This window comes from Roseovarius sp. CH_XMU1461, from assembly GCF_037027165.1.
Lineage (GTDB): Bacteria > Pseudomonadota > Alphaproteobacteria > Rhodobacterales > Rhodobacteraceae > Roseovarius > Roseovarius nubinhibens.
Genome location: NZ_JAYMDV010000001.1, coordinates 904,452 through 920,297, shown reverse-complemented (window position 1 = coordinate 920,297; position 15,846 = coordinate 904,452). Strand labels below are relative to the sequence as shown.

The window sequence follows — 15,846 nt, the reverse complement described above, 5'->3', positions numbered from 1 at the left end:
TTATTCCTCGAGAAGGTCGGTCTGAAGCAGGATCTCGGGGTCGAGCGCATCGCCCGCTTCGCGGTCGACTTTGGCGCCTTCGGAGAGATCGGTCATATAGGCGTCGATGGCCTGCTGGCGTACGACTTCCTCAAGCTCGGCCCGGACCTCTTCGAGTTCGGGGCGTTCCTTGGTGCGGGTGTCGTTGAGCTTGATCACATGCCAGCCGAACTGGGTCTGGACCGGCTCGGAGATCGCGCCTTTTTCCATCTTGGCCACGGCCTCGGCAAAGGGTTCGACCATCATGTCGCCGGCGAACCAGTCGAGCTCGCCGCCATTGGGGCCGGAGGGGCCGGTCGATTTTTCCTTGGCCAGCGCCGAGAAATCCGCGCCGCCATTGAGCTCTTCGATGAGGGCTTTGGCCTCTTCTTCGGTTTCGACGAGAATATGCGCGGCGTTGAATTCGGTCTGCGCCTCGGCGGTCATGTAGGTGTCTTCATAGACCTTCTGCAGGGCCTCGTCGGTCAGCGCGACATTGGCGACGCGGTTGATCGTTTCACCGGCGATGAGGGCCCGGCGCTCGTTCTCGAGGCTGAGCTTGGCGGCTTTGGACAGCTCGCCCTCAAAGTTGTTTTCCATGATCGCCTGTTGGATCAGCTGATCGAGAATCCCCTTGTAGAGCACGGCCGGCGGCAGCTGCGACAGCTGTGCAGGCAGGCCCGCGCGCAGCACGATCATATGGCCCAGAGTGATTTCATTGCCGTCCACCGTGGCGACGACGGTATCGGCATTGGGGGCTTCTTCTTCGGCCAGGGCCGGGGCCGCGCCAAGACCCAGACCAAGGGCCAGGGCGAGAGGGAGCGGGCGAAGACGGTGCAGCATTATAACATCCTTTGACGGAAAGCGCAGAAGCCTGCGCGGTTGCGTGACGTTGACACTCAAGTACCAGCCCCTTACATCGCCTTAGGATCAAGGCGGAACCTGTGCCTTGGGGCCTGTTTTAGGGTGGTGCGATAGACGGGGCAAGCCATTGCCCGCGACAAGCCGCCGATTGACGAAAAGCGGAGCAGATATGCTGGGACTTGGAACGGTTGCCAAAAAGATTTTCGGCACCCCGAATGACCGAAAGATCAAGGCGACACGACCGCTGATCGACAAGATCAACGCGCTTGAACCCGAGTTTGAAACCCTCACCGACGAGGGCATCAAGACCAAGACGGAAGAGCTGGCGACACGCGCCATGAAGGGCGAGAGCCTCGACTCTTTGCTGCCCGAGGCCTTTGCCAATTGCCGCGAGGCGGCCAAGCGGGCGCTCGGCCTGCGGGCCTTTGATACACAGCTCATGGGCGGTATTTTCCTCCATCAGGGCAATATTTCCGAGATGAAGACCGGCGAGGGGAAAACCCTCGTGGCGACATTCCCGGCCTATCTCAATGCGTTGACCGGCAAGGGCGTGCATATCGTCACGGTGAACGACTATCTCGCCAAGCGGGACGCGGAATGGATGAGCAAGGTCTATGCCGCGCTCGGGCTGAGCACCGGCGTCGTCTATCCGCAGCAGCCGCAGGGTGAGAAGAAATCCGCCTATGCCGCCGATATCACCTATGCGACGAACAATGAGCTCGGCTTCGATTATCTGCGCGACAACATGAAATCCTCGCTCGACGAGATGTCGCAGCGCGGCCACCACTTTGCCATCGTGGACGAGGTCGACAGTATCCTGATCGACGAGGCGCGGACGCCGCTGATCATCTCGGGCCCGGCCGAGGATCGCACCAATCTCTATCAGGCGATTGATACGCTGATCCCCGAGCTGCACGACGATCACTATTCGGTCGATGAAAAGTCGCGCAACGTGACCTTTACCGACGAGGGCAACGAGTTCCTCGAAAACCTGCTGCGCGAGCGCGGCCTGCTGCCGGAAGAGCAGTCGCTCTATGATCCCGAAAGCACCACCATCGTCCACCATGTGAACCAGGGCCTGCGCGCGCATAAGATCTTTGCCCGCGACAAGGATTACATCGTGCGCAATGGCGAGGTCATGCTCATCGACGAATTCACCGGTCGGATGATGGCCGGGCGGCGTCTGTCGGACGGTCTGCATCAGGCCATCGAGGCCAAGGAAGGCGTCGAGATCCAACCGGAAAACGTGACCATGGCGCAGGTCACTTTCCAGAACTATTTCCGTCTCTATGACAAGCTTGGCGGGATGACCGGCACCGCGGCCACCGAGGCCGAGGAATTTGCCGAGATCTACGGGCTTGGCGTGGTCGAAGTGCCAACCAACCGCCCCATCGCCCGCGAAGACCTCGACGATGCGGTCTATCGCAGCGCCAAGGAAAAATACGACGCGATCATCGAAGCGATTGGCGAGGCCCATGCCAAGGGCCAGCCGACGCTCGTGGGCACCACCTCGATCGAGAAGTCGGAAATGCTCAGCCAGTTGCTGACGCAGGCGGGGATCAAACATAACGTTCTCAACGCGCGCCAGCACGAGCAAGAGGCGCAGATCGTCGCCGACGCGGGCAAGTTCGGGGCGGTGACCATCGCCACCAACATGGCCGGTCGCGGCACCGACATCAAACTTGGCGGCAATGTCGACTTCAAGATCATGGAGGCCATCGCCGCCGATCCTGAGGCCGATCCCGAAGAGATCCGCCAGAAGATCGAAGCCGAGCATGAGGGCGACGAGCAGAAGGTCAAAGAGGCCGGCGGTCTTTTCGTTCTGGCCACCGAGCGCCATGAGAGCCGCCGCATCGACAACCAGCTGCGCGGCCGGTCGGGCCGTCAGGGGGACCCGGGCAAATCCGCCTTCTTCCTCAGCCTTGACGATGACCTGATGCGCATCTTCGGCTCGGAGCGGCTTGAGAAGGTGCTCAACACGCTGGGCATGAAAGAGGGCGAGGCGATTGTGCACCCGTGGGTCAACAAGAGCCTCGAGCGCGCGCAGGCCAAGGTCGAAGGGCGCAACTTTGACATCCGCAAGCAGCTTCTCAAGTTCGACGATGTGATGAACGAGCAGCGCAAGGTGATCTTTAAGCAGCGGCTCGACATCATGCAGGCGGCGGATCTGTCGGCTATCGTGTCGGACATGCGCAACGAGGTGATCGACGATCTGGTCGATCAGTATATGCCGCCCAAGACCTATGCCGATCAATGGGACATGGATGGGCTGCATGGCGCGCTCAAGGAACAGCTCAACATGGATCTGCCGGTGCAGGCCTGGGGCGATGAAGAGGGCGTCGACGACGAGGATATCGCCGACCGGATCGAGGCCGCCGCCGATGACATGATGGCGCAGAAGGCGGTGCAGTTCGGCCCCGAGAACATGCGCATGGTGGAAAAGCAGGTTCTGCTCAACACGATCGACGGCAAATGGCGCGAGCATCTTCTGACGCTCGAACATCTGCGCAGCGTCGTGGGCTTTCGCGGCTATGCGCAGCGCGATCCGCTTAACGAGTACAAGACCGAGGCCTTTGCGCTGTTTGAATCGATGCTCAACAGCCTGCGTCAGGACGTGACCCAGCAGCTCTCCAAAGTGCGGCCGATGTCCGAGGAAGAGCAGCAGGCGATGATGCAGCAGATGTTGCAACAGCGGGCGGCGATGGCGGCTGCGGCAGAGGGCGACAGCCCTGAAGCCGCCGCAGAGGCACCCGGCGATGCGCGCCCCGGCTTTGACGAGAACGACCCTAGCACATGGGGCGAACCGGGCCGCAACGAGCCTTGCCCCTGCGGCTCCGGCAAGAAGTTCAAGCATTGCCACGGCAAGCTCTGACGCGTTTTTCAGTTTGCCCGAATTTGAGCTAAATCCGGGCAAACTGGCCTTACAAGCATCTTAGGGTTGCCACACGTGCGCCCAACTTATCGGCGAGTCTTTCCCAGTACCGTTTCAGGTTCGGGAGAGTCGTTATGCAAAAGATTCGGATTGCCGCCATGGGCGTCGCCACGCTCGCCATTGCACTGGCCGCCGCGCAATACATGCAGAGCCACGCTGGTGGATCCTCTGCGGTCAACCACGCAAAACCCGCCCCCGTGACCACCACGCCGCTGGGCAAGGCCGAAACGCTCGGCCGTCTCGCCGTCAGCGATGTGACCCTGACCTCGGCCCTGCCGAGCGCGCCGCGCGTGGCGCAGAAACCGGTGTCGCCGCTGCCCGCCGTGGCCAGCGGCCCGGCGCCTGAAAAACAAACGAAATTGCCGGCCTTGCCGCGCGAGGAAAACGCGCCCGCGCTGACCTGCGAGCAAGAGCTGAATGTGACGCCGCTCGCGGCGGCGATGGTGCGGCTCGAGCTGTCGGCGCATTGCCTCGCCAATGAACGGTTCACCCTGCATCACAACGGTCTCATGGTCACCGCGATCACAGATGATGACGGCCGCAGCGAATTGATCGTGCCCGCCCTGTCGGCCGAGCCGGTGTTTATCGTGGCCTTCATGAATGGCGAAGGCGCGGTGGCCACGGCCAAAGTGCCGGAATTCACCCAATACGACCGGGTCGTGGTGCAGTGGAAAGGCCAGAGCGGTCTGCAGCTTCACGCCCGTGAAGACGGGGCCGACTATGGCAGCGACGGCCATGTCTGGGCCGAGGCGCCGCGCGACATGACCACCGGCGCTGGCGGCTTTCTCGTGCGTCTGGGCGATGCCCGCGCCGCAGAGCCGCTGATGGCCGATGTCTACAGCTACCCCACCGGCACGAACCCCGAGGCGCAGGTCACGCTCAGCGTCGAGGCGCAGGTGACACAGGCGAATTGCATGAAGGATGTCGAGGCCCAGACGCTCGAGTTTCCGGTGAATGGCAAGACGCGGTCGCAGGATCTCATCCTGTCAATTCCGGATTGCGATGCGGCGGGTGACTTTCTGGTGTTGAAAAACCTGCTCAATGACTTGAAAGTCGCTGCGAGATAATTCCGCAGTTACCCGGGGGCATACCCATGACAAGGTTCTGTGCGGCGATCCTCGCCGCACTTTTTGTATGTGTCACGGCCCAACCGGGCGCGGCACAGGATGTGACATTGACCTCGCGCGATGGCGCGGTTGAAATTTCCGGCAATCTTCTTGGCTTCGATGGCGAGTTCTATCGCGTCGATACGATCTATGGCGAATTGACGGTCGATGGCTCTGGGGTGCTCTGCGAGGGGCCGGGCTGTCCGGACCTGACGAATTTCGTGGCCGAGGTGCGGTTTTCCGGCGCGCCCGCGGTGGGCCGGCTGTTGCTGCCCGCGCTGATGGCGGCCTTTGGCCAGAAAGAGGGCTATGACGTCACCCGCGTCGATGGGGCGGATGGGCATCGGGCGATCTATCGCTTTGAGGACCGCCAGACCGGCGCGCTGCGCGGGCGGTTCCATTTCCACCTGACCAATTCCGACGAAGGCTTTGCCGATCTTCTGGCCAATGAAGCCGATATCGTGATGAGCCTGCGCGAGCTGCGCCCCGATGAGGCGCGGCTGGCCGAGGATGCGGGGATCGGCGATCTCACCGACCGGCGGCGCAGCCGGGTGCTGGCGCTTGATGCGCTGGTGCCGCTGGTGACGCCGGACAACCCGGTGCGCAGCATCACCACGACCCAACTCGCCAGCGTTCTGGCGGGCGAGATCGACAATTGGCAGGATCTCGGCGGGCCGGACGCGCCCATCGCGGTGCATCTGCTGGCGGCCGAGACCGGGCTGGGACAGGCGACCGAGGACCGGATGCTTCTGGGCGAGACCCGCGCATTTGCCGCTGAGGCGCGGCGTCACCCATCCCTCACCACGCTCGTCCATAGCGTCACCCGCGACCCCTTTGCCCTCGGCATTGGCAGCCGCACCGACAAGGCCACCTTGCGCGAGCTGGCGCTCACCGGCGAATGCGGGTTCGAGACGACGGCCACGCGGCGCGCGGTCAAGACCGAGGATTACCCGCTCACCGCGCCGGTGTTTCTCTATAGCCCGGCGCGGCGCTTTCCGCGTCTGGTGCGCGAATTCCTCGCCTATACCCGCAGCCCAGCGGCGCAGCTGGTGATCCGGCGGGCGGGCTATGTCGATCAGCTCCCGGAAGAGATCGCCATTGATGCGCAAGGGGATCGGTTCGCCAATGCGGTGCTGCGCGCGGGCGAGGATGTGAGCCTTGAGGATCTGCAACAGATGGTGCGGGTACTGACACCGCTCAAGCGGCTCACCACCACCTTTCGGTTCGAACCGGGCTCGGCGCGGCTCGATGCGCAGTCGCGGTCCAACGTGACCCAGCTGGCGCAGGCGCTCGAGCGCGGGCTCTATGACACGCGGCGGCTGGTCTTTGTGGGCTTTTCCGATGGCGATGGCCCGGCGGGGCCCAATCGGCAGATCGCCCGCAAACGGGCGGCGGCGGTGCGCGAGGCGGTTGTTGCGGCGGCAGAGACCGCCAACCTGTCGCGGCTGCGCATTGAGACACAGGCTTTTGGCGAGGCGATGCCGATGGCCTGCGACGATAGCGAATGGGGCCGTCGCGCCAACCGCCGGGTCGAGGTCTGGGTGCGCTAGCGGCGGCTAGAGCAGACCTTCGGCGCGAAAGCTCAGCTCGCGCGATTTGCCGATGATGATGTGATCATGAAGCGTGATGCCAAGGCTGCCGGCGGCCTGGGCAATCTGCGCGGTCATGGCGATGTCGCTCTGGCTTGGGGTGGGATCGCCGGAGGGGTGGTTGTGCACCAGGATGAGCGCCGTCGCGTTGAGGGCCAGCGCCCGTTTCACCACCTCGCGCGGATAGACCGGCACGTGATCGACCGTGCCGCGCGCCTGATCCTCATCGGCGATGAGCGTGTTTTTCGTGTCGAGGAAAAAGATGCGAAACTGTTCGGTGTCGCGATGCGCCATGCTGGTCCGGCAATAGTCGAGCAGCGCGTCCCAGCCCGACATCACAGGCCGATGTAGCACCCGCGCCCGGGCCAGCCGATGCGCCGCCGCTTCGACAAGCTTGAGCTCGCAGATCACGGCAGGGCCGACGCCGGGCAGGGCGCCGAGCCGCTCGGGCGGGGCGGAAATCACCCCGTTGAAATCGCCGAACATGTCGAGCAGCGCGCGCGCCAGCGGTTTCACATCGCGGCGGGGGATGGCCCGAAAGAGCAGCAGTTCGAGCAATTCGTAATCCGGCAGCGCCGCCGCCCCGCCCTGCATGAACCGTTCGCGCAGCCGCTGCCGGTGGTCGCGGATATAGGAGGGCAGGCGGCCGTCGCCCGGCACAGGCTCGCCCGCCGCGAAAAGCGGCAGGCAGGCATCGGCGAATCCATTTGCGCGGGTCATGCGGATGAGTTTCCGCGGCCACGGTTAACGCGTGGTTAAGGGCGATGCTGCGCCCCGGAAAATCCCATGAGATCAGTCACATCCGGCGTTGTTTTGCCGGGATATGGCTTGGTGATTGAAAGTTGTGCAAAAATCGGCGCATACACGTGGCAATCAGCCAAGGAGCCAAAGATGGATCTGCGCAAGATCACCGATGATTTCGCCGTTGCCCCGCAAATTCTGCCCGAGGACGTGGCCGAGATTGCCAAATCCGGCTATCGCAGCATCATCTGCAACCGTCCCGACAATGAAGAATACGGTCAATGCGACCATTGCGATGTCGAGGCCGAGGCCCGCAAGGCCGGGATGGAGTTTCTCATGCTGCCGATCGTCTCGGGCGTGGTGACCGAAGAGGCGGCGGACCGGTTCCGTCAGGCCCTCGATCAGCTGCCGGGGCCGATCCTCGCCTATTGCCGCAGCGGCACGCGCTGCACGATGCTCTGGACCATCGCCAATTTCGACCGGCTCGACCCGGTGGAGATCGTCGAGCGCACCGAACAGGCGGGCTATGACATGCGCGGCATCATCTCTCAATTGCAGAGCATGCAGGGCGCATGAGCGCCGACTGGCTGGCTCTTGGACCCTTTGACGCGGCGGGATGGCGCGGCTATCGGCTGTGCGGATCCGAGATCCTGGCCGAGGCCACCGAGGCCGATGAGCCGGGGGTTCTGCGCGCGCTCAAGGCCGAGGGTGACAGCCGGTTGATCCGCATCGGCGCGGGGCAGGACAAGCCCCCTGCCGCGCTCTTGCCCGACAGTGGCGCGGCGCTGGGCGATATGGTCCAAGAGGCGCCGCTCGACCGGCTTTCGGGCTGGGCGCGGCTCGCGGCGGCGGGCGTGGTGTCGACGCGCAACCATTGGGACGGGGTGATCTGTCACGCCGGGCGCGATGTGACCCATTGGCTGCAGATCAGCGCCGAAGAGATCGTCAGTTTTCAAGGCAGTGTCACCGCGCGGCTCATCGCGGCGCTGGGCGGGGCGGCAGAGGCCGCGCCTGCGGCGGTCGAGGATGCGCTGGCCCGGCCGGAAAAGATCGCGCTGCATCTGCGCCGGGCCGAGATGGCGGGCGCTGCGGCGGATGTCACGGGTGCGTTGATCGGGGCGGAACTGGCGGCGTTGCGGCCCTATTGGCTCGGTCAGGCGGTGATCGTCTTGGGCGGGGCCGAGGGCGATGCCTATGCCGAGGCGCTGCGGGCGCAGGGCGTCCCGGTCGAGCGGGACGCGCCAGAGGCGGCGCTGCGCCAGGGCCTCGCGGCGCTGGCACAGCGTCTGGGTCTGGCCGAGGCCGGTTAGTTCGCGGCCGTGTCGGGCATTAGCCCATCGGGCTGGCCGACCACCACAAAGGTGAGCTTGTCAGGATCGAGATAGTCGCGCGCCACGCGGTTCACATCCTCGAGCGTCACCGCCATCACCTTGTCATTGCGGGTCGCGATATAATCGGTGGGCAGGTCGTCCATCTGCATCCCGACCGCGATATTGGCAATCGGCCCATTGCCGTCAAAGCGCAGCGGATAGGCCCCGGTGAGATAGGTCTTGGCATCGTCGAGCTCGGCCTGGGTGACGCCTTCGGTCTGCACCCGCGCCCATTGGTCCCGGATCACCTCGATCGCCTCTGCGATCCGGTCATTGGCCGAGGCGACAGAGCCGGCCCAGAGATCGGCATTGTCCTTGTTGGCGAGATAGGCATAGACGCCATAGGTCAGCCCGCGTTTCTCGCGCACCTCGGTCATCAGCCGGCTTTCAAACCCGCCGCCGCCGAGAATATGGTTGAGCAGATAGGCCGCAAAGAAATCCTCGTGATCGCGGTCGATGCCCGGCTGGGCAAAGACGGCCACCGATTGCGGCGTGGCAAAGGGTGTCACATGGGTGCCGCCGGGCAGGTTGAGCTCGGCCCGGCCGGGCAGCGGCGCACCGGTCTCCGGCAGATCGCCGAGCAGCCGGTCGAGCAGCGCCGACAGCTCGTCAGCGGTGATATCGCCCACCGCGCTGACATAGAGCCTGTCACGGGCAATCGCGGCCTTATGCGCGGCCAGCACATCCTCGCGGGTCAGCGCCGTCACGGTCTCAAGCGTGCCATCGCCGCTATTGGCATAGGGGTGATCGCCAAAGACCAGCTGATCGAGCGCCCGCCCGGCCTGCGCATTGGGGTCCTTGGCGTCGCTTTGGATGATCGACAGCATCTGCCCGCGCACCCGGTCCACCGCGTCTTGGTCAAAGCGCGGGTTCACCAGGCTTTCGCGCAGATGGGTGACCGCCTCATCGCGGTTCTCGGTGAGGAACTTGGCCGAAACGCTCAGCACATCGTCATAGACATTATAGCTGAACGAGGCGGCGAGCTCTTCGCTGCGGGTGGCAAAGGCATTGGCATCCATGTCGCCCGCCCCCTCTTCGAGCGTGTGGGTCATCAAAGACACCGCGCCGAGGGTCTCGGGCGTATCCAGAGAGGTGCCGCCGCGAAACCGCAGCTCGAGCGCCACGAAGGGGTTCGAATGCTCTTCGACCAGCCAGGCGGTGATGCCCCCGGGGGTGGTGATTTCCTGAATCTCAACCTCGGCCCGGGCGGGCAGGGCGGCCAAGAGGCCGATGGCAACAAGCGCGGCGCGGATCATTGGGAAACCTCCGTTTGGGTCAGCCAGCCGGTGACCGATGTCCTGTCGTCAAAGACCTTGCGCGCGGCCTCCATGATCTGATCCGGCGTCACCGCATCGAGCAGCGCGGGCCAGGCCTGCACATCTTCGATGCTCAGCCCGACGGCGAGCGCCCGGCCATAGCGGTTGGCAATCGCGCCGACATCGTCGCGGGCATAGATGCGCGCGGCGCGCAGCTGGGTCTTGAGCCGGGCGAGCTGGGCCTCGTCGACGCCGGTCTCGAGAAACTCGGCGATGACCCGGTCCATGGCGGCCTCGGCCTCTTCGAGGCTCACCCCATCCACCGGCACCACCGACAGGTTGAGCGTTGCATCATCGCGGCTCGTGCCGCTGTACCAGGCACCGCTCTGCACCGCGATCTTCTCGTCGAACTGCAGCTTTTGCGACATCACCGAGGTGATGCCACCGCCGAGAAGCTCGGCCAGAAGCGTCAGCGCGGCGGCCTCTTCCTGCGCGCCGGGATCGCGTTCGGGCGCGAGATAGGAGCGGGTGACATAGGGTTGCGCGACGCGTGGGTCGGACATCACCAGACGCCGGGCCGAGGTCTGCGGCGGCTCTTGCGGGCGGGCGCGGTCGGGCAGGTCGGGATTGGCGGGGATCACGCCATAATAGGTCTCGGCCAGCTGGCGCACCTCGTCCGGTTCGACATCGCCCGCCACCACGAGAATGGCGTTGTTGGGCGCATAATGGGTCTCGTAATAATCGAGCGCCTCGGCGAGGCCCAATGCCTCCATCTCATGACGCCAGCCGATGATCGGCACGCCATAGCGATGGTTGAGATATTGCGCCGCGTTGCGCTGTTCGCGGAAGAGCGCGCCGGGATCGTTCTCGACCCGCTGGTTGCGCTCTTCGATGATCACGTCGCGCTCGGTGGCGATATCCGCCTCGCTGAGCTGCAGATTGACCATCCGGTCCGCTTCCATCCGCATCATGAGCTCGAGCCGGTCGGCGGCGATGCGTTGAAAATAGGCGGTGTAATCATAGCTGGTAAAGGCATTGTCCGAGCCGCCATTGCGCGCCACGGTGGCGGAAAATTCGCCCGGCGCGAGGGTCTCGGTGCCTTTGAACAGCAGATGTTCGAGGAAATGCGCGACGCCCGAAGCGCCGGGTTTCTCATCCGCCGATCCGGCGCGATACCAGACCATCTGTACGACGACCGGGGCGCGGTGATCTTCGACGACGACCACGTCCATGCCGTTATCAAGGGTGAAATGGCTGACCTGATCGGCCTCGCCCGCGGCGTCGATGGCGGTGTCTGACTGGGCCCAGGCCGGGCTGGTCAGGCCAAGCCCGGCGACAAGGGCCAGAATGGCGGTGATACGGTTGTGCATAGGCTCTCCCTGGGGGTGCTGCTCGCGTGCTCCCCGATAGATACGGTCTTTCGCGCAGGCTTCAACCGCCCTGACAAAGCCGTGATGAGCTCAGGGGGTGTGGCTGGCAACACTCTGGGTGGCGGCGTATTACTCTGCCGGCGGGGCAGAGGGGGTCGCGATGCCGCGACGCTCGAGCCGCTGTTTCTCGGCATCGGCATCGAGCCACTGACGCTTGTAGGCGGCGGTGTAATCGTCGATCGGCCCGAGACGGAAGATATTGACCCGGCCATAGCGGCGGCGGCGGTCATTGTCCTCGGTCCGCAGGGTCTGGCGAATGTCCGGGGTCGCACCTTCGCGGCGGGCGTGGTTGATCAGGTTGGCCTCGGCGGCCGAGGTGCTGTTGAGCGCGGCGGCATTGCCGCCCAGCGCCGCGATGCCATCGGCCTCGGGGTTCTGGTCAACAAGGTTCACACCGCCCGGCGTCGGGGCGGGCAGGGCGTTATAGCTGGTCGGCGTCTGCAGCGGATGGGTGGGCAGCACGGTAAACTCATCCGGGCCGTTGCCGGTCTTCTTGAAATGCGCAAGCTTGGGCGCTTCGCCGCGTTTGGCGCAGCCGCCAAGCGCCACCGTCAGGGCGGTCAGAAGAATGATGACATGCGACTTGCGCATTAGGTGCCTCCAGCCAGTTTGGCCCATGTTCTAGCGCATCGAGGGCGGCGCGTCACGCAGGCTTTTCGCTATTGGAAAAGATCACCACCCCGATGGCCCCCGCAAAGACCCCGATATCTGCGACATTGAACGCATAAGGGTTGTCAAAGCCGCAGCAGGACATGTTGAGAAAGTCCGCAACTGCCCCATAGCGCAGCCGGTCGATCACATTGCCGAGCGCCCCGCCAATGAGCAGACCGGCGGCGATTTTCTGCCACTTGCCCGCCGGATCGCTGCGCACCCACCACAGAACCGAGGCGGAAATGATCAGCGCCACGGCAATCAGCACCCAGCGCGTGAGGGCCGAGTCCCCCGACAGAAAGCCAAAGTTGATGCCGTAATTCCACGCCATGCGGAAATTGAGCAGTGGGGGCCAGATGTCGATCGACCCGATTTCGCGCAGGTTCATCGCGTGCACGACGATATATTTGCTGATCTGGTCGATCAAAAACGTGGCCAGCCCGGCCCAGAATACTATCCGCATGGCGTCCTCGCTTGGGTGTCAGTGACGGAAATGGCGCATACCGGTGAGCACCACGGCAAGCCCGGCCTCATCGGCGGCGGCGATCACCTCGTCGTCGCGCATCGAGCCGCCGGGATGGATGACGGCGGTGGCCCCGGCCTCGGCTGCGGTCAGCAGACCGTCGGCAAAGGGAAAGAACGCATCCGACGCCACGACCGAGCCGCGGGTCAGCGGCGCGTCGAGCCCGAGCGCCTCGGCCATGTCCTCAGCCTTGCGGGCGGCGATGCGGCAGCTGTCGACGCGGCTCATCTGGCCCGCGCCGACGCCGACGGTGGCGCCGTCCTTGACATAGACGATGGCGTTCGACTTGACGTGTTTCGCCACTTTCCAGGCAAAGAGCATATCCTCGAGCTCCTGCTCGGAGGGTGCGCGTTTGGTCACCACCTTGAGATCGTCACGGGTGATCACGCCATTGTCCTTGTCCTGCACGAGGTACCCGCCCGAGACCTGACGGATGGTGCGGGCCGCCGCCGCCGGATCGGCGAGCGCCTCGGTGGTCAGCAGGCGCAGGTTCTTCTTGGCGGCAAAGACCCGGCGGGCGTCGTCATCGGCACCCGGCGCAATCACCACCTCGGTAAAGATCTGCACGATCTCTTCGGCGGTGGCCCCGTCGAGCGGCTGGTTCAGGGCGATGATGCCGCCAAAGGCGCTGGTGCGGTCACAATCAAAGGCGCGGCCATAGGCCTCTTTGAGCGTCGCGCCCCGCGCCACGCCACAGGGGTTGGCATGTTTGATGATCGCGCAGGCCGGGCCTTGCGCCGGGTCAAACTCGCTCACCAGCTCAAAGGCCGCGTCGGTGTCGTTGATATTGTTGTAGCTGAGCTCTTTGCCCTGATGCTGCTGGGCGGTGGCAACGCCGGGACGGTTCGAGCCATCGACATAGAAGGCCGCCTGCTGATGCGGGTTCTCGCCATAGCGCAGCTCCTGCGCGAGCGTGCCGGCCACGGCGCGGCGGCGCGGCGCGGTGTCGCCCTGCTGATCGGCCATCCAGCCCGAGACGGCGGCGTCATAGGCCCCGGTGCGCGCATAGGCGGTCATCGCCATCTTCTGCCGGAAGGCGAGCGTCGTCGCGCCATCATTGCCGCGCAGTTCGGCCAGCAGCGCGTCGTAATCCTCGACATCGACGATGGTGGTGACAAAGCCATGGTTCTTGGCCGCCGCACGGATCATCGCCGGGCCGCCAATGTCAATATTCTCGATGCAGGTCTCGTAATCGGCGCCCTTGGCGACGGTTTCCTCGAACGGGTAAAGGTTGACCACCAGAAGATCGATCCCGCCGATGCCATGCTCGTCCATCGCCTTGAGGTGATCGGCATTGTCGCGCAGCGCCAGCAGACCGCCATGCACCATCGGGTGCAGCGTCTTGACCCGGCCATCCATCATCTCGGGAAAGCCCGTGACATCGGCCACGTCGCGCACCTCGAGCCCCGCCTCGCGCAGCGCCTTGGCACTGCCCCCGGTGCTCAGAAGTTCGACCCCAAGCCCCGCGAGGGCCTGGCCCAGTTCAATGAGACCGGTCTTGTCGGAAACCGAAAGAAGGGCGCGTTTGACGGGCGCAAGCGTGGCAGAGGGCATGGGCAGCAAATCCTAGTCTGTGTGTTCCGTGGGCTCAGCCTCGGGCGCGAACGCATCGTCGGGTTCGAGATCGCGAATGCCGACGGGGGTTTCCTGCGCCTTGGCCAAAGACCACCTGATGCGGGTCGCATACTCTATTGCGCGCCCGGATAGAACAATCTGTTTGGTCGCACGGGGCCGTAAACGCGTTTTTTCTAGGTAAACGCTGGGATCAAGCCGCATTTCGCCGCGTCCTTCGCTGCGAAACACCCAGATTTCGCCACTGCGCAGCGCCAGCGACACGGCATTGCCCCCCATATCGAGCGTCGCATCGACATCCGGGTGCAGGTGAAAGCGGATGTCGAACCGTATCCCGTCGAGCGTCGTGGCATCGAGCGCCGCATCGAACCGCCGCTGATCGCTGTCGTCGAGCGCCAGCAGCATATCCTCGCCCGCCACGCCACGGCCATCAAAGGTCATGTCGATGCTGCGGGCATGGGTCAGGCCAAAGCGGCTGACATAGCCATCATGCGCCGCCTCGAGCCGCAGACCGTCGCTGGCCCGGCGGGTCTGCACCGGCACATCGCGCGGCCCGGAGACGAGCCAGTCTTCGGTGGGACCGGACGGCCCGAGCCGGGCGCTCGAATCCCCTGCCAGCACCAGCGTCGAATGCGATGGTGTCGCCCGTCCCGCCCGCCGCCATTCCGGGCCAAAGCTCTTGCCCGAGCCACAATTCACGATGAGAGGTCGCCGCCCCGAGGTGATCTCGAAGGCGAGGGTCGAAGCATGGGCATCGCCCGCCACAGCCCCCAGAGGCGGTGGCGCGGTGTCGGTGATGATCGTGGTCCGCCCGGCATTGAGCCTTGTATAGCCCATCGCCATGCCGCCCGGCGCGGCTGCCTTGATGCCGCTCGCCGCCAGCGCCGCATCGAGCCGCCCTTCAAGGCCGCGCCCGCCGCCATGAAACCGCGCCAGCCCGCCATCGGCATGGCGCAGGCTGCGCAGGATCGGCGCGATCCGTTCAATCGCGCCCTGCAGCGCCGGGCTCGGCGGCACCTCGGCTTCGCTCAGCGCCATTTCGGCCCAGGTGAGCAGGGTGAAAATATCGAGAAGATCCTCGGGATTGCGCGACGCCAAGAGGCCATCGGGCGAGATCGTCGCATCGCATTCCCGCGCCAGCGCCGCATTGGCCGGCCCGACGTAATCGCGCATCCCCTCCAGCGACAGCCCGGCATAGATCAGCCCGGTCAGCGCCTCGATCCGGGGCAGCCCGGGCCGCGCCGCCTGCCAGCGCCGCCCGAGGAAATGCGATTGCTGCGCCAGCGACAGCATAAAGGCATCGGTGGCCTCGGCCTCCTGCCCGCGCATGATGAGAAAGGCATGGCTGATCCAGCGGATGAGCCGCCGCCCCGCCAGATCGGCGGTCCAGCCCGGCCCGCGCCCCGCGCCATAGCGCGCGATCCATTCCGCAATCCACGCCTGCGCCGTCTTGCGCGCCGGGCCATCGCCCACCGCCGCCAGATCGTCGAGCCAGGCAAAGCCGTGCAACTCGGCGGCAAAGGCGCGGTCCGGCGGGGTGATCTGCCAGATGCTCTTGCCCTCGGCCTGCACAAGCTGCCCGGCAAAGAGGAAATTCCCGGCACAGAGCTGCCGCCCCCGGGCAAAGCTGCCGATGGTGCGCGGTTCAGGCTGGGACAGAAAGGCGGTGGCCGGGCGCGACATCGTGGCCCGCCGCGCCGCGATCCGGTCCATCAAGAGCGCCCAACGCGCGGAAATCATATGAGAAGTCCACATCTACCTTGCCTCGTGGCGCTCTTGCTGGCGCGTGTTCCG

Annotated in this window: 13 protein-coding genes; 5 read left to right on the top strand and 8 right to left on the bottom strand. The window is 64.9% G+C overall.

From position 1 onward, the window contains the following. The gene (locus tag WA237_RS04360) at positions 1-861 is read right to left on the bottom strand and encodes a peptidylprolyl isomerase (protein ID WP_009813324.1); all 861 of its coding nucleotides are present in this window, start codon (positions 859-861) and stop codon (positions 1-3) included. A 190-nt stretch (positions 862-1,051) separates the two neighbouring features. Here WA237_RS04360 and secA point away from each other — a divergent pair, with 190 nt between their 5' ends. From secA to WA237_RS04345, 3 genes are all read left to right on the top strand, one after another. Further along, complete coding sequence (secA, locus tag WA237_RS04355; protein ID WP_336096810.1) at positions 1,052-3,754, top strand: preprotein translocase subunit SecA; 2,703 nt, start codon at positions 1,052-1,054, stop codon at positions 3,752-3,754. Between the two features lie 134 nt (positions 3,755-3,888). Further along, positions 3,889-4,881 (top strand): hypothetical protein, encoded by a 993-nt coding sequence (locus WA237_RS04350; protein WP_336096809.1) that lies wholly within the window; start codon positions 3,889-3,891, stop codon positions 4,879-4,881. Between the two features lie 26 nt (positions 4,882-4,907). Beyond that, positions 4,908-6,470, top strand: coding sequence for a substrate-binding domain-containing protein (locus tag WA237_RS04345; protein WP_336096808.1), 1,563 nt, complete (start codon positions 4,908-4,910; stop codon positions 6,468-6,470). 6 nt (positions 6,471-6,476) lie between these two features. Here WA237_RS04345 and radC read toward each other — a convergent pair whose 3' ends face one another. After that, positions 6,477-7,229 (bottom strand): RadC family protein, encoded by a 753-nt coding sequence (gene radC / locus WA237_RS04340; RefSeq protein WP_009813320.1) that lies wholly within the window; start codon positions 7,227-7,229, stop codon positions 6,477-6,479. Between the two features lie 171 nt (positions 7,230-7,400). On the opposite strand from radC, the gene WA237_RS04335 reads away from it, so the two are divergent. Together WA237_RS04335 and WA237_RS04330 are read left to right on the top strand one after the other, a co-directional pair. Then, positions 7,401-7,826 (top strand): TIGR01244 family sulfur transferase, encoded by a 426-nt coding sequence (locus WA237_RS04335; protein WP_009813319.1) that lies wholly within the window; start codon positions 7,401-7,403, stop codon positions 7,824-7,826. Further along, a complete protein-coding gene (locus WA237_RS04330; protein WP_336096807.1) occupies positions 7,823-8,560 on the top strand; it encodes a 2-dehydro-3-deoxygalactonokinase in 738 nt (245 codons plus the stop codon). The genes WA237_RS04335 and WA237_RS04330 overlap by 4 nt, the downstream gene beginning before the upstream one ends. On the opposite strand, the gene WA237_RS04325 is transcribed toward WA237_RS04330, so the two are convergent. The 6 genes from WA237_RS04325 to WA237_RS04300 all read right to left on the bottom strand — a co-directional run bounded on the left by WA237_RS04325 (position 8,557) and on the right by WA237_RS04300 (position 15,765). Then, on the bottom strand, positions 8,557-9,876 hold the full coding sequence (locus tag WA237_RS04325; RefSeq protein ID WP_336096806.1) for a M16 family metallopeptidase: 1,320 nt from the start codon (positions 9,874-9,876) through the stop codon (positions 8,557-8,559). The two genes, WA237_RS04330 and WA237_RS04325, sit on opposite strands and share 4 nt — an antisense overlap. After that, the gene (locus WA237_RS04320; protein WP_336096805.1) at positions 9,873-11,246 is read right to left on the bottom strand and encodes a M16 family metallopeptidase; all 1,374 of its coding nucleotides are present in this window, start codon (positions 11,244-11,246) and stop codon (positions 9,873-9,875) included. The genes WA237_RS04325 and WA237_RS04320 overlap by 4 nt, the downstream gene beginning before the upstream one ends. 129 nt (positions 11,247-11,375) lie before the next feature. Continuing rightward, positions 11,376-11,897, bottom strand: coding sequence for a DUF3035 domain-containing protein (locus WA237_RS04315; RefSeq protein WP_009813315.1), 522 nt, complete (start codon positions 11,895-11,897; stop codon positions 11,376-11,378). A 52-nt stretch (positions 11,898-11,949) separates the two neighbouring features. Beyond that, the gene (lspA, locus tag WA237_RS04310; protein WP_009813314.1) at positions 11,950-12,420 is read right to left on the bottom strand and encodes a signal peptidase II; all 471 of its coding nucleotides are present in this window, start codon (positions 12,418-12,420) and stop codon (positions 11,950-11,952) included. A gap of 18 nt (positions 12,421-12,438) precedes the next feature. Continuing rightward, positions 12,439-14,034: a bifunctional phosphoribosylaminoimidazolecarboxamide formyltransferase/IMP cyclohydrolase gene (purH, locus tag WA237_RS04305; RefSeq protein ID WP_336096804.1), complete on the bottom strand. Its 1,596-nt coding sequence runs from the start codon at positions 14,032-14,034 to the stop codon at positions 12,439-12,441. A 12-nt stretch (positions 14,035-14,046) separates the two neighbouring features. After that, a complete protein-coding gene (locus WA237_RS04300) occupies positions 14,047-15,765 on the bottom strand; it encodes a heparinase II/III family protein (protein ID WP_009813312.1) in 1,719 nt (572 codons plus the stop codon). Positions 15,766-15,846: the final 81 nt, after the last annotated feature.